This window comes from Camelimonas lactis, from assembly GCF_004342915.1.
Classification (GTDB): domain Bacteria; phylum Pseudomonadota; class Alphaproteobacteria; order Rhizobiales; family Beijerinckiaceae; genus Camelimonas; species Camelimonas lactis.
Map to the genome: position 1 here is coordinate 405,158 of NZ_SLWL01000001.1, position 14,508 is coordinate 419,665.

General features: G+C 68.5%; 9 protein-coding genes. 6 read left to right on the forward strand and 3 right to left on the reverse strand.

Features of this window, described 5'->3' with window-relative positions:
- Nucleotides 1–229 precede the first annotated feature (229 nt).
- The 3 genes from EV666_RS01750 to mutL all read left to right on the forward strand — a co-directional run bounded on the left by EV666_RS01750 (nucleotide 230) and on the right by mutL (nucleotide 5,172).
- Complete coding sequence (locus tag EV666_RS01750) at nucleotides 230–1,546, forward strand: M16 family metallopeptidase (protein ID WP_132002053.1); 1,317 nt, start codon at nucleotides 230–232, stop codon at nucleotides 1,544–1,546.
- Nucleotides 1,547–1,621: 75 nt separating this feature from the next.
- Nucleotides 1,622–2,929, forward strand: a complete 1,308-nt coding sequence (locus tag EV666_RS01755; RefSeq protein WP_132002056.1) for a M16 family metallopeptidase — start codon at nucleotides 1,622–1,624, stop codon at nucleotides 2,927–2,929.
- Between the two features lie 203 nt (nucleotides 2,930–3,132).
- Nucleotides 3,133–5,172: a DNA mismatch repair endonuclease MutL gene (gene mutL / locus EV666_RS01760; RefSeq protein WP_132002059.1), complete on the forward strand. Its 2,040-nt coding sequence runs from the start codon at nucleotides 3,133–3,135 to the stop codon at nucleotides 5,170–5,172.
- Between the two features lie 12 nt (nucleotides 5,173–5,184).
- Here the strand turns inward: mutL and rsmD are convergent, their stop codons facing one another.
- Together rsmD and EV666_RS01770 are read right to left on the reverse strand one after the other, a co-directional pair.
- On the reverse strand, nucleotides 5,185–5,751 hold the full coding sequence (gene rsmD, locus EV666_RS01765) for a 16S rRNA (guanine(966)-N(2))-methyltransferase RsmD (RefSeq protein ID WP_132002062.1): 567 nt from the start codon (nucleotides 5,749–5,751) through the stop codon (nucleotides 5,185–5,187).
- Nucleotides 5,752–6,139: 388 nt separating this feature from the next.
- Nucleotides 6,140–7,948 (reverse strand): pseudouridine synthase, encoded by a 1,809-nt coding sequence (locus tag EV666_RS01770; RefSeq protein ID WP_132002788.1) that lies wholly within the window; start codon nucleotides 7,946–7,948, stop codon nucleotides 6,140–6,142.
- Between the two features lie 832 nt (nucleotides 7,949–8,780).
- Here EV666_RS01770 and EV666_RS01775 point away from each other — a divergent pair.
- A complete protein-coding gene (locus tag EV666_RS01775) occupies nucleotides 8,781–9,248 on the forward strand; it encodes a nucleoside deaminase (protein ID WP_245514145.1) in 468 nt (155 codons plus the stop codon).
- A gap of 103 nt (nucleotides 9,249–9,351) precedes the next feature.
- Here EV666_RS01775 and EV666_RS01780 read toward each other — a convergent pair whose 3' ends face one another.
- Complete coding sequence (locus EV666_RS01780) at nucleotides 9,352–10,623, reverse strand: hemolysin family protein (protein WP_132002065.1); 1,272 nt, start codon at nucleotides 10,621–10,623, stop codon at nucleotides 9,352–9,354.
- A 349-nt stretch (nucleotides 10,624–10,972) separates the two neighbouring features.
- On the opposite strand from EV666_RS01780, the gene EV666_RS01785 reads away from it, so the two are divergent.
- Entirely contained in the window at nucleotides 10,973–12,709 is a 1,737-nt protein-coding gene (locus EV666_RS01785) for an ABC transporter permease (protein WP_132002068.1), read from the forward strand.
- A gap of 111 nt (nucleotides 12,710–12,820) precedes the next feature.
- Entirely contained in the window at nucleotides 12,821–14,149 is a 1,329-nt protein-coding gene (locus EV666_RS01790; RefSeq protein ID WP_132002071.1) for an ABC transporter ATP-binding protein, read from the forward strand.
- The last annotated feature ends 359 nt before the right edge of the window (nucleotides 14,150–14,508 follow it).

Here is a 14,508-nt window from a genome sequence, read left to right on the forward strand (position 1 = left end):
TGCCCGGCGGCCCTGTGGTTCGCCGGGCTTCGTTTTCCGGGAGTGGGCGCAACCTGGCAGGCGGGACCATGCTCCGCCGTCCATCCGCGGTCACGCCGCCGCTTTCATGGGAATGGAGCCATTGCCGGCGCGGTGGTCCGCCATGCCGCTTACAAAGCGCCGCGCCAGGGACTATGTTTCGGAAAAGCATACGCGTCGCGGCTGCGGCGCATGAAGGTCAGGAGCAAGCATGAGCAGCGCCACAGACGCCGCGCGTCGCGTTGAAGAGCAGGCGCAGGCCGGCGCGGACGGTTCGGTCGTGCACGCCAGCACGCTGGACAACGGACTGGACGTGGTGGTGATTCCGGACCGGCGCGCCCCGGTCGTCACGCATATGGTGTGGTATCGCAATGGCTCCGCCGACGATCCGGTCGGCAAGTCCGGCATCGCCCATTTCCTCGAACACCTGATGTTCAAGGGCACGACGCGGCACCCGGAAGGCGAATTCTCCGACGCGGTCGCCGCCATCGGCGGCCAGGAAAACGCCTTCACCTCCTATGATTACACCGCCTATTTCCAGCGCGTCGCCAAAGAGCATCTGGGAGAGATGATGCACTTCGAGGCGGACCGGATGACCAATCTGTCGTTCGATGAATCGGTCGTCGGGCCGGAGCGCGACGTGGTCATCGAGGAGCGGCGCATGCGCACCGACTCCGACCCGGACCAGCAGCTTTCCGAGGCGATGGATGCGGCGCTGTTCACGCATCACCCCTATGGATTGCCGATCATCGGCTGGATGCACGAGATCGAAGGGCTGAACCGCGACGACGCCTTCAATTATTACCAACGCTTCTACACCCCCTCCAACGCCATTCTGGTGGTGGCCGGCGACGTGGAGGCGGAAGCGGCGCAGGCCCTGGCGCAGGAGCACTATGGCCGCATCGCATCGGCGCCGCGGCCGCAACGGCTGCGTCCGCAGGAGCCGCCGCCGCGCGCGGCGCGCCGGGTGACGGTTTCTGACGCCCGTGTCGAGCAGCCGTTGCTGCGCCGGCTGTATCTGGCGCCGTCGACGCTGACCGGCGGCCATGAGGCGGCCTGCGCGCTCGACGTTCTCGCTGAAGTGCTCGGCGGCGGCGCGACCTCGGTGCTGTATCGCAAGCTGGTGCTGGAGAAGGCCAAAGCCGTCTCCGCCGGCGCGTGGTATTTCGGCTCGGCCGTCGACCAGACCCGATTTGGCATGACCGCCGCGCCGGCCCAGGACGTTTCCCTGGATGACCTGGAAAAGCACATCGACGACGCGGTGGCGGATTTCATCGCCAAAGGCGTCGACGAAGCGGATTTCCGCCGGGCGACAACGCGGCTGGTGGCCGACATGGTCTACGCCCAGGACAGCCAGGCGACGCTGGCCCGGGTCTACGGCTCGGCGCTGGCCATTGGCGAAAGCATCGCCGACGTGCAGCAATGGCCGGCGCGCATCGCCGCCGTGACGCCGGAAGGCGTGATGGACGCCGCCCGCGCCTGGCTGGACGCCCGCACGGCGGTGACGGGTCGTCTCGAGCCGCAATAGTTCGCATTTTCAGGCGCGGCGGCTCATCGTCGCCCTGAACCTGTTGTCCGCCCCGGCGCGTCCGCGCCCTACGGAATGACCATGACAGATACTCTCGACAGAGCCGCCGCCGGGGCGGATCGCAAGAAATCGCCCGCCAGCGTGCAGGTCGTCGCGTCGCCCGGCGGGGTTCACGCCTGGCTGGTGGAAGAGCACGCCGTGCCGTTGCTCGCGCTGGAATTCGCCTTCGTCGGCGGCGCCTCGCAGGATCCGGCCGGGCGGCCCGGCGTCGCCAACATGCTGTCCGGCATGCTGGACGAGGGCGCGGGGCCGTACGATTCCGACGCCTTCCAGACGCAGCTGGCCGACCACGCCATCGAACTGCGCTTCAGCGCCGATCGCGATACGTTTCGCGGTTCGCTGAAAACCCTGGTCAGCCATCTGCCCAAGGCGGTGGAGTTATTGCGCCTGGCGCTGAACGAAGCGCGTCTGGAGCCAGAGGCCATCGCCCGGGTGCGCGGCCAGATCGAGGCCGGACTGCGGCACGACGCCAGCAATCCGGACGTGCTGGCCATGCGCGCCTTCAACGAAACGGCTTTCGCCGGCCATCCGTACGGCCGGCCGGTGCGCGGCTCGCTCGACAGCGTCGCCGCGATCAACCGCGACGATCTCTCAGCCTTCCGGGCCGGGGTGCTGGCGCGCGACAATCTGCACGTGGCGGCGGTGGGCGCCGTCAACGCCGACGTGCTCGGCGCGCTGCTGGACGATGCGTTCGGTGATCTGCCGCAGGCCAGCGATCTGACGCAGGTGGCGCAGATCGAACTGCAGGGCCAGGGCGTACGCCGCGTGGTGGAGGTGGAGACGCCGCAATCGGTGGTGCGATTCGGCGCGCCCGGCGTCGCCCGGCATGATCCCGATTACATGGCCGCCCATATCGCCAACCACATTCTGGGCGGTGGGGTGTTCTCGGCCCGCCTGTTCAGGGAAGTGCGCGAGAAGCGCGGCCTGGCTTATGGCGTCTCCAGCGCGCTGTATCCGATGCGTCATGCGGCGATGTTCTTTGGCGGCACCGCCACCAAGAATGAGCGCGTGGCCGAATCAATAGAGGTCATCTCCGCCGAGATCGCCCGCATGGGCGCCGAGGGGCCGGATGAGGATGAGGTGCGGCTGGCGAAGCAATATCTCATCGGCTCCTACGCGTTGCACTTTGACACCTCGTCGAAGATCGCCGGTCAGTTGCTGCACCTGTCGCTGGAGAAGATGGGCGTGGATTACATCGACCGGCGCAACCATTTGGTCGCCTCGGTGACGCGCGAGGACGTGCGCCGCGCCGCCGCCCGCATTTTTGACGCCAGCAAATTGCTGGTGGTGACGGCGGGCAAGCCGGTCGGCCTGACGGGCTGACCGGCCGCGCCAGAGCCGCTAGACTGGCCCGGGATTCGACCCCACCTGCTTGCGAGGAGGCGTTTCGCGCCCGCGCGTTTGGGCCGGCGCTCTGCCGCCGCGCCCCGGTTGGCGCTTCTGGGGCAAGGCGTGAGGTTGGCGGGGTTTGGGGCCGCAAAAACGCCTGGGGCTCGAAATGCCTGGCGCTGACAGGAGTATCAGCTATGGCGGTTCGGCGCCTCGACCCGGTTCTGGTTGACCGCATCGCCGCCGGCGAGGTGGTGGAGCGCCCGGCCGCCGCCGTGAAGGAGCTGGTGGAGAACGCACTCGACGCCGGGGCGACGGCCATCGAGGTGGTGGTGGAGGCCGGTGGCCGCCGGCTGATCCGCGTCACCGACGATGGTTGCGGCATGGGGCCCGAGGATCTGGCCCTGGCGGTGGAGCGCCACGCCACCTCCAAAATTCCCGATGGCGACCTGTTCGCCATCGCCACCCTGGGGTTTCGCGGCGAGGCGTTGCCGTCGATTGGCGCCGTGTCGCGGCTCAGCATTGTCACGCGCACGCTGGATGCGGACGCCGCCTGCCAGATCGTGGTGGAGGCCGGCGTCAAGGGGCCGGTGCGGCCAGCCTCCGGGGTGCGCGGCTCGCGGGTGGAAATCGCCGATCTGTTCATGGCGACGCCGGCGCGGCTGAAGTTTCTCAAGACCGACCGGGCGGAAGCCCAGGCGGTGGCCGACGTGGTGAAACGGCTCGCCATGGCGCACCCGGAGGTGGCCTTCACCCTCGCCGGCGACCATCTCACCCCTATCACGCTGCCGCGCGAAACCGGCGACAATGCGCTGCTGGCGCGGCTGACCCGGCTGCTGGGCAGCGACTTTGCCCCCAACGCCATCGCCGTCGATGCGGCGCGCGAAGGCGTGGAGCTCAGCGGCTTCGCTGGCCTGCCCACATGGCATCGCGGCAGCCCGAGCCATATCCACGTGATGGTCAATGGCCGGCCCGTGCGCGACAAGCTGGTGCAGGGCGCGGTGCGCGCCGCCTACATGGACGTGCTGCCGGCCGGGCGCCATCCGGCGCTGGCGCTGCTGATTGCCTGCGATCCGCGCCATGTGGACGTCAACGTGCATCCGGCCAAGACGGAGGTGCGATTTCGTGACCCCGGCCTGGTGCGCGGCCTGATGATCGGCGCCCTGAAGGAGGCCATCCATCGCGCCGGCCACCGTTCGTCCACCACCGGCGGATCGCGCACCCTGGCGGCGTTGCAGGCCAGCCGGGCGACGGAGGGCGGGGGCTGGCCAGGGGCGGATGGCGCTTCCGGCCGCGTGACCTCCGGCGCGCAGCCAGCGGCCGCGCGCGCGGCGCACGGATGGGACCAGCGCTGGCGCGAAGCGCCGCGCCATGCGCCGCCGCCCGCCAACTGGCAAGCCCCTGTTGATGCTGGCGCGGGACCTGATCACACCGCCGCACGCAGCGGAGCATCGCACGCTGACCTTTCTTATGGGGCGGCTGGCCGGAACTGGGCGGCCGACGGAGCCGGAGCGGGTTTTGCTGAGGGCGCGCAGGGCGTGTTCAGCGATCTGGTCACGCCCTCCGCCGACGCGCGGGCGTCGACGCCGGCTGGCATGGATGGCGATGACGCGCATGCCCAGGGGCCGGCTTTCGACCAGGACCTGGCGCGGCAACAACAGCCGCTGGGGGCGGCCCGCGCCCAGGTGCATGGCACGTATGTGATCGCCCAGACCACCGACGGCGTGGTCATCGTCGACCAGCACGCGGCGCATGAACGGCTGGTGTATGAGCGGCTGAAGGCCCAGCGCGTCGTGCAGGGCGTCGCCCGGCAATTGCTGTTGGTCCCGGAAGTGGTCGAACTCGACCCGGTGGACGCCGACCGGGTGCTGGCGGCGGCGGAGCAGCTGGAAGCGCTGGGACTGGTGGTGGAAGGGTTTGGCGCCGGCGCCCTGTGCGTGCGCGAAACGCCGGCGCTGCTAGGCAAATGCGATCTGCGCCGGCTGGTGCGCGACTTGGCCGACGCCTTGGCCGAATGGGACCACGTGGGCGCGCTGGAAGAAAAGCTGGACCACGTGCTGGCGACCATGGCCTGCCACGGCTCAATCCGCGCCGGTCGCCGCCTGCGGCCGGAGGAGATGAACGCCCTGTTGCGCGAGATGGAGGCGACGCCGCTTTCCGGCCAGTGCAACCACGGCCGCCCCACCTGGGTGGAGCTGAAGCTGACCGATATCGAGAAGCTGTTCGGCCGGCGGTGAGGTGGCGGCCCGTTATGCCTGGCTGCCTTGCGGGCCGCCAAAATATACGGTGGTGTCGCCGTAGCTGCGTTGCTCATAGGCGGTGAAGCCGTCGGGCCAGGTGAAATTGGCGTCGCTGGCTTCCTCGACGACGACCAGCGCGTCGCTGGTCAGCCAGCCGCCCGCGCGGGCGCTGGCGAGCGCCTGTTCGGCCAGCCCCTTGCCGTAGGGCGGATCGCAGAAAACCATCGAGAATGGCGGCATGCCGCTGATCGGGCCGAGCCTGGTGGCGTCGCGGCGAAACAGCCGGCTGGTTCCGCCAAGACCGAGCGCATCGACATTGGCGCGGATCAGACCGCGCGCCTCGGCGGAATCATCGACGAACAGGGCGAAGGCGGCGCCGCGCGACAGCGCTTCGATCGCCAGCGCGCCCGTGCCGGCGAACAGGTCCAGCACGCGGGCGTCGCGCAGCGGATCATCATAGGCGTGGCTGAGCACGTTGAACACCGCTTCGCGCAGCCGGTCGGAGGTGGGACGCACCGCCTGGGTTTTGGGCGAGGCCAGCGCGCGCGCCCGAAACTTGCCAGCCACAATCCTCAAGGCGTCGTCCTTTATGCGAATATGGGCGTCTGGAACATGATGCGAATAAAGTGGACGCCGCTTGTTCGCAAATAATCATGCCAACGCCCTGGAAGCGATGGGTAGCCCGACGCACTGCGCCCATGCCGCCCCTGTCGTTTCCCGCCGTCATGGCCCGACCCGTTCCGCCGATCCACGCGGGGGCCGGGAGCGTTGTCGCTAGCGATTTGAGCTGGCGCATTTTCTTCAGGAAAAGTAGACGCCGCTTTTCGCGAAACGCGCCGGCGGGCGATTGATCCGGCGCCGAAGACGTGGATGCCCGCAACACGCGCGGGCATGAGGCTTTTCCAAGGGCGGCGCATCATCCGGGCTGGACGACGGCCGCTCTGTGGCCAGGCGCGCTGGCGGATCAGCGGCCAGGGCCGCGTCCACCGCCAGATCTGCCGCCGCCAGGCCTGCCACCGCCGGGTCTGCCACCGCCTGGCTTGCCGCCAAACGGTTTTCCGCCGCCTTTACCAAATGGCCTGCCGCCGGCCGGTCGCTCGCCAGAGGGCTTGCCGCCAAAGGACTTTCCGCCAAAGGATTTGCCGCCACACGACTTGCCGCCGGGTTTGCCAGCGAAGGGTTTTCCGGCAAACGCCCTGTCGCCCAAGCCCTGCCTGTCGCCCAAGCCCTGCCTGTCGCCAAAGCCTCTCCTGTCTCCGAAGCCTTGCCGATCTCCAGACCGGTTCTCCCCGAAGCTTTTCCGGGCGCCGAACTCTTTCCGGGCGCCGAACTCTTGCCTGGAGGCGAACTCTTGCCTGGCGCCGAAATCCTGACGGTCGCGGCCGGGCGCGCGATCGCCGCGCGGCGGCCTGTCGCCAAAGCCGCCGTCGCGGGCGCCGAAGCCGGGTTTGCCGCCGAAGGGTTTACCGCCGCCGCGGAAGGGGCGGTCGCCGCGCACGGGGGCTTCCGGCTTTTCGCGCACCACTTTTTCCACCAGCACGCGGCGGCCGCCGGGGCTGGCGACGGCGCCGGCGCGCACATGAGCGCGCTGGCCGCTTTCGGCGCGGGCTGCCAGCGGATCATCGCCACGACGCGGCTTGCGGCTGCCGGCGCCAGCGCGCGCGGCTTCCGTCTCGGCGTCGCGCCAGGTGCTGCGCTTCAGGCCGACGCGCGAGCCGACGGCCTTCTGCGGCGCCGGATCGTCGGGGGAGGGGCGCCAGGGGTCCGGGGTGCCGCGCGGCGCCGGAGGGGCAACTGGCGCTGGCCGGGCATAAGCGTCGCTGGCGGCGGCGCGCATCGCCGCCTTGCGGCCGCCAGGCTCGAACCAGCCGTCATCGTGGTCGAACGGCGACGTGTCCTTCCAGGGCTTGCCTTTGATGGCCTCGCGGAATTCTTCCTCCACGCCTTCGTCAAACGCGGCGTCGACCGCCTCTTCCTCGGGCAGGCGATGGGGAATGCGCGGCGGCAGCAGCGAGGCCGGGCGGCCTTCGCCAGGATCGCGCTCATGCGCCGGGGACTCAAAATCCGCGCCGGCGCGTCGGGCCAGATCGTCGCCGAGCTGGCTTTTCAGCACGGCGAGGCGCACCTCGTCGGCGGCGCCTTCCGGAATGTCGCCGAGCTGGAACGGGCCGAAGGAGATGCGGATCAGGCGGTTCACCCGGAGGCCAAGGTGCTCGAGGATGCGCTTGACCTCGCGGTTCTTGCCTTCACGCAGGCCAAGCATCAGCCACACATTGTGACCCTGCTGGCGCTGGATGCTGGCCTGGACCGGGCCGTAATGGATGCCATCGATGGTGACCCCGTCCTCCAGCGCCAGCAGCGCGTCGGGGGTGATCTGGCCATAGGCGCGGACGCGATAGCGACGCAGCCAGCCGGTTTCGGGATGCGACAGCACCCGCGCCAGACCGCCGTCATTGGTGAGCAGCAGCAGGCCTTCGGTGTTGATGTCGAGGCGGCCGACCGAGATCACATGCGGCAGGTCGCCCGGCAGCTGCTGGAACACCGTCGGACGGCCTTCGGGATCGAACTGCGTCGTCACCAGGCCGGCGGGCTTGTTGTAGAGCCACAGCCGGGTGCGCTCGCGCGCCGGCATCGGCTTGCCGTCGATGAGGATATGATCGGCCGGGCCGACGTTGATGGCCGGCGAATGGATCACCTGGCCGTTCACGCTGACGCGACCGGCGGTGATGATGATCTCGGCGTCGCGGCGCGAGGCCACGCCAGAACGGGCCATCACCTTGGCCAGGCGCTCGCGGCCATCGGGACGCTCGACGCGCTCGGTCTGGGGGCGAGGGCGGTTGCGATCAGGGCGATCGCGCTCCTGGCGTCCGGCCGGGCGGTCGCTGAAACGTTCGCTGTAGCTGCCGCGGGCGCTTTCCGGGCGGGGGCGACCGGAAAAGGCCGGCCTGGCGTCGCCATAGTGGCCAGCGTCGCGCCGGGGCGCGCCGTCGCGCTTGCCGAAGCCTCGCTTCTCAAAGCTTCTGTTTTCGCCGCCATGTCGGCCGAAATCGCGGTCGCCGCCGAAGCGCCGTTCGCCATCACGCCCGTCCTGACGGGGACGCTCCTGACGGGGGCGTTCGTGATATGGGCGATCCTGGCGCGGACGATCCTGATCGAAGCGCGGGCTGTCGGGACGCTCGCCACGGAACGGCCGGGGGCCGCGATCCGCACGGCCCGGGCCGCCTTCCGGCCGGCGCTCGCCGAAGGGGCGCTTTTCGCCGAAGGGGCGCTTTTCGCCGAAGGGGCGCTTCTCGCCGAAGGGGCGTTTCTCGCCAAAGGGGCGCTTCTCGCCGAAGCCCCGGTCACCGCGCGCGCCAAAGCCGCCGCCAGCGGGCTTGCCGCCAGCGGGCCTGTCGCCGCGCGCGTCGCGATCGCGACCGCCGCCGAAGCCGCCAGTTCTGGATCCGCGCGCGCCGCCGCCGTCACGGCTGCCGCCATTGCCGCCGCGATTGCCGTTGCCGCCGCGTCCCTGGCGGGGCGGGCGCCTGTTATCCGTTTTGTCCGTCATTGCGGCGTGATAGCAGAGGGCGGGCCGCTTAGCGAGGAGATCAATGCAGGATCATCGCATGGAAAATGCGCGCGGACGGCGCGGCGCGGGTTCAATGATGGACGTGGCGCTGGCGGAAGCGCGCGCCGCCGGGGCGCGCGGCGAGACGCCGATCGGCGCCGTGGTGGTGCGCGAGGGGGTGGTGATCGCCAGCGCCGGCAACCGGCCGCGCGAACTGAACGACCCCACGGCGCACGCCGAAATCCTTGCTATCCGGGCGGCGGCGGCGGTTCTCGGCAATGAGCGGCTGACCGGTTGTGATCTCTACGTCACGCTGGAGCCCTGCCCGATGTGCGCCGCGGCGATCTCCTTCGCCCGCGTCCGCCGGCTGTACTACGGCGCGGCGGATCCCAAGGGCGGGGCGGTTGACAGCGGCGTGCGCCTTTACGCCTCACCCACCTGTCACCATGCGCCGGAGGTTTATGGCGGCATGAGCGAGACAGCGTCGGCGACGTTGTTGCGGGATTTTTTCGCCGCGCGCCGCTGAGGCCGGGAGCGAATCAGTTCCGGCCGGCGTGATCGGGCCAGCGGGCGCCGGCCATAAACGGGAGCGCGGGCCTTGGGGCCGCGCGGGCGCTGGCGCGCGCTGGTCAGAGCCTGCTCGCCAGCACCTTGTCGACGCGCCGCCCATCCATGTCGATCACCTCGAAGCGCCAGCCCAGGGCCTCGGCGATGTCGCCGGTCTGCGGCAGACGGCGCATGGCGTCGATCACCAGACCGGCGACGGTGTCGTAGTCCCGCTCCTCGGGCAGATCGAGGCCGAGCAGGTCGCCCAGTTCGTCCACATACATGGAGCCGGACAGCAGCCAGGAGCCATCCTCGCGCTGCACGGCGTCCTCGTCGTCCGGCTCATCGGAAATGAAGGCGCCGACGATGGCTTCGAGCGCGTCGGCCGGGGTCACCACGCCTTCGAAATGGCCATACTCATCGTAAACCAGCGCCATGGGCACGGCTGATTTCTGCAGGGCTTCAAGCACGTCGAGCGCGCTGAGCGTATCGGGGGCCACGGGGGCCGCCCGCAAATGGCTGCGGATATCGAGCGGGTCACCGGCGCGCAGGCCGCGCAACAGGTCGCGGGCGACCACAACGCCGATAACATTGTCGGTGTCGCCCTCGATCACCGGGAAGCGCGAATGCGGGCTCTCGGCGATCTGGGCGTAGATGGCGGCGTCATCGTCATCGACATTGATCAGGTCCACCTCCATGCGGGGCGTCATCAGGCCGCGCACCGAGCGGTCGCCGAGGCGGAGCACGCCGCCAATCATGCGGTGCTCCGCCGGTTCGATCACGCCGGCCGTGCGCGCCTCGGCGACGATGGTGCGAATTTCGTCGTCGGTGATGGAGCTGCCGCCGTCATCACGGGCGCCGAGCAGCCACATCAGGCCGCGGGTGGTGACGTTGAGGAACCACACCAGGGGCGCCGCCAGCTTCGACAGCGCCGCCATGGGCGGGGCCATGACGCAGGCGATCGGCTCCGGGCGGCGCAGGGCGAACTGTTTGGGAACCAGCTCGCCAATGACCACGGACATGAAGGTGATGAGCGCGACGACGCCGCCATAGCCCAGAGCGTCGGACATCTGGCGACTGAAGCCAAACCCGGAAAGGACTTCGGAAAGCCGGCCGCCAAGCGCCGCGCCCGACACGGCGCCGGCCAGAATGCCAATGAGCGTGATGCCGATCTGCACCGTGGGCAGGAAGCGGCCCGGTTCCTCCGACAGGGCCAGCGCCGCGGCGGCGCCGCGCTGGCCGCGCTCCGCCATCACCCGCAGGCGGGAGGCGCGAGAGGAGACAATTGCAAGTTCGGAGAGCGCGAATAGGCCGTTGAGCACAATGAGCAGAAAAGCGATTAAAAGTTCAAGCACCAGCTACAGGCAAGCTTGCTCAGCCGCCTCTCCCTCAGAAGGCAAGCGAGGATGGGGGTTCTGCCCCGCCAAATCAATAGGCCAGGTCAACGGGCCATGGGGCGGGCCCGGAGAAGTGATGCGGCCAGGGGGGGCGGTCCACGACCCGTCAGGGCGGCGCGGGCAAGGCGCGCGCCCGGCCAGCGCCGGATTTTGTCTGGCGTCACTCCTTGGTCATAGTTCGGTAACAGACGGGTTTGATATGGTAAAAACCCGGCGGACCTGCTCTATGGTGCGCCAGTCGGCCGCCCAGTCACATGCGCCCTCAGGGCTTGTCGTTTTTGCCAAAAGCTGCGCAGGTTCCCGCCAGATGATCACGCAACCCTCCCTGGGGCGTCGATGGTTTCCAAATATTTGGGATATCGTCGCTTTCGGCCTCCTGGTCGCGATCATGGTCAGCATCGCCATGGGCGCGCGCGACGTCGCCGCGCCGCTGGAGGCGTTGCGCTCGCCGCCGGTCACCACCGACCCGGCGCATCTGCCCTATTATGCGTTGCGCACCACGCTGCGCATGCTCGCCGCCATGGCGGCGTCGCTGGCCTTCACCATGGCTTTTGGCGCCCTGTGCATCCGCAGCCGCAAGCTCTCGATGGTGCTGGAGCCGGCGGTCGACATCCTGCAATCGGTGCCGGTGCTGGGCTTCCTCACGTTCACCATCACGTTTTTCCTCGGGCTGTTTCCTGGCAAGATCATTGGCGCGGAGTTCGCGGCGATTTTCGCCATCTTCACCAGCCAGGCCTGGAACATGGCGCTGAGCTTCCTGCAGTCGGCGCGCAATACGCCGCGTGACCTGGAGGAGGCGGCGGCCAGCCTGCAACTGTCCGCCTGGCAGAAGTTCTGGCGCCTCACCGTGCCCTTCTCCATGCCGGGGCTGGTGTGGAACATGATGATGTCCATGTCCGGCGGCTGGTTCTTCATCGTCGCCTCCGAGGCGCTGACGGTCGGCGACCAGAACATCATCCTGCCCGGCGTCGGCTCCTATCTGGCCAGGGCGGTGAGCGAGGGCAATCTGCAGGCGGTCGGCTACGCCACGCTCACCATGACTGTCGTCATTCTCATCTACGACCAGGTTCTGTTCCGGCCGCTGACCGCCTGGGCCGACAAGTTCCGCATGACCGGCGATGGCGGCGACGCCGAAGCCGAAGCGCCCGACGCCTGGCTGCTGGACGCCTTTCGCCGCACGCGGGTGTTGCGGGCGGCGGTGGCGCCGGTGGGCGCCCTGCTGCGCCAGCTTGGACAATTGCGGCTGGACGGCGGGCCGGGCCGGCGCCGGCGCCGCATGTTCCGGCTGCCGCCACTGCTCGTTCGCGCGCTGGACCTGCTGTGGCTGGCCGTGGTGGTGGTCGGCTCACTGTGGGCGGCGTGGCTGATCATCTCCTTCATTCGCGCCACGCTGACCCCGGCGGACTTCATCGAGGCGGTGCGGCTTGGCTTCTTCACCTTCCTGCGGGTGATGGTGGTTGTGGTTCTGTCCAGCCTGTTCTGGACGCCGGTCGGCGTGTGGATCGGCATGCGGCCGGGGGTGGCGGTGCGGGCGCAGCCCATCGTGCAGTTCGCCGCCGCGTTTCCCGCCAATCTGCTGTTTCCCGTGGTGGTGGCGGGCATCATCGTCTTTCACGGCAATCCCAATATCTGGCTGACGGCGCTGATGGCGCTCGGCGCCCAGTGGTACATCCTGTTCAACGTGATCGCCGGGGCGAGCGCCATTCCGGGCGACCTGCGTGAAGCCGGCCGCAGCCTGAGCCTGAAGGGGGCGCTGCGCTGGCGCACGCTCATCCTGCCGGGGATTTTGCCTTATTATGTGACTGGCGCGCTCACCGCCGCCGGCGGCGCCTGGAACGCCAGCATCGTGGCGGAAATCGCCCAGTGGGGCGATACGAAGCTGGTCGCGGCCGGGCTTGGCTCCTACATCGCCCAGGCTTCGGAGGCGGGGGATCTGCCGCGCGTGGTGCTCGGCGTCACCGTCATGTCGTTGTTCGTGCTGGCGCTGAACCGGGTGCTGTGGCTGCCATTGCGCCGCTGGATCGAGCGCCGGTTCCGGCTGTGAAACCCCTTTGACGCATTTCTCCGGCGTCCGTTGTCCTTTCGCCGGAAAATGTCGCGGGAAAACCCTGAAGTGGACGCGCCTGGCTGCGGCGCGCAAGCGGAGTGCAAGCGGATGTCGCGCGAAACAGCCTGGCCGCAACAGGAGCGCACCGGTCGCCCAACCCTGCTGGAAGTGCGCCACGTCAAGCGAGACTTCGCCAAGGCGAGCGGCGAAGCCCTGGCTGTGCTCGACGGCGTAAATTTCGAGGTGCGCCAGGGCGAGATCATTGGCCTGCTCGGCCGCTCGGGCTCCGGCAAGTCGACGCTGCTGCGCATCGCCGCCGGCCTGCTGCAACCGACTTCGGGGGAGGTGCTGTTCCATGGCCAGCCGGTGGATGGCCCGCCGCGCGGCGTCTCCATGGTATTCCAGAGTTTCGCCCTGTTTCCCTGGCTGACGGTGCAGGAGAACGTCGAGCTGGGCCTGGAGGCGCTGGGCGTCGACACGCCAGAGCGGCGCCGGCGGGCCTTGCAGGCCATCGACCTCATCGGCCTTGACGGCTTCGAGAACGCCTATCCGCGCGAGCTCTCCGGCGGCATGCGCCAGCGCGTCGGTTTCGCCCGCGCCCTGGTGATGCACCCGGATCTGCTGTTGATGGACGAGCCATTCTCGGCCCTCGACGTGCTGACCGCCGAGACGCTGCGCACCGACCTCATCGACCTGTGGATGGAAGACCGCCTGCCGGTGGGCGCGGTGCTGATCGTCACCCACAACATCGAGGAAGCGGTGTTGCTGTGCGACCGCATCCTGATCTTCTCGTCCAATCCGGGCCGGGTTGCGGCGCAGGTGCGCATTACCCTGCCGCATCCACGCAACCGCCAGGATCCGCGCTTCCGCAAGGTGGTGGACGATGTTTACGCCCGCATGACCCGGCGGGCGCAGGCCCAGCCCGAGGGTGAGGGTGAGGGCGGGGCCTCGCCGCTGGCGCTGCAGCCCGTGTCCACCAACATCATGGCCGGCATGATGGAGGCGGTGGCCGGCGAGCCGTGGAACGGCCGCGCCGACCTGCCCGACCTGGCCCGCGACCACCAGCTGGAGGCGGATGAGATGGTGCAGCTGGGCGAGGCGCTGCAACTGCTCGGCTTCGCCGACATGAAGGACGGCGACCTGCATCTCACCGATGCGGGCCTTGCTTTCGCCGGCATGGAAACCGATGCGCGCAAGGATCTGTTCGCCCACCAGCTGATCGAGCGCGTGCCGCTGGTGCGGATGATCCGCCAGGAACTGGAGCAGCGGACCGACCACCGTGTTCCCGCCGCCCGGTTCCGCGCCGAGCTGGAGGACGCCATGTCTGAAAGCTATGCGGACCAGACGTTGAACACCGCCGTGTCGTGGGGACGTTACGCCGAACTGTTTTCTTATGATGAGCAGACAGAACAGTTCAGTCTCGATGATCCGGAGTAGAATTTATACTTGTTGACTCGTGTAATAATTTTTATATATACTTTCAATTGTCTGTTCTCTGGCGTCGGCGCGTTCTGGCGCGCATGGCGTCCAGGGGGCGGGTGGTCCGGTTGAGATTTTGTTGAGGTTTTCCCGATCCGGCGCAGGGAAAACCGGTGAGACTGAACCACCGGTTTTGCTCTGGGCCTGGAGGGCGACTGACTTTTTCAGTTCGCCGGTCCGTCAACATCTTCGCGATCTGGCCTGATATCGGCAACGTGTGCTGAATGGCAGTTGATTGGGGCGGGGAATGCTGCTGTTCTGTTCGCATTAACCAGGGATCAGACTGATGGCGTATCATATCTCCCGCACGAGATTTT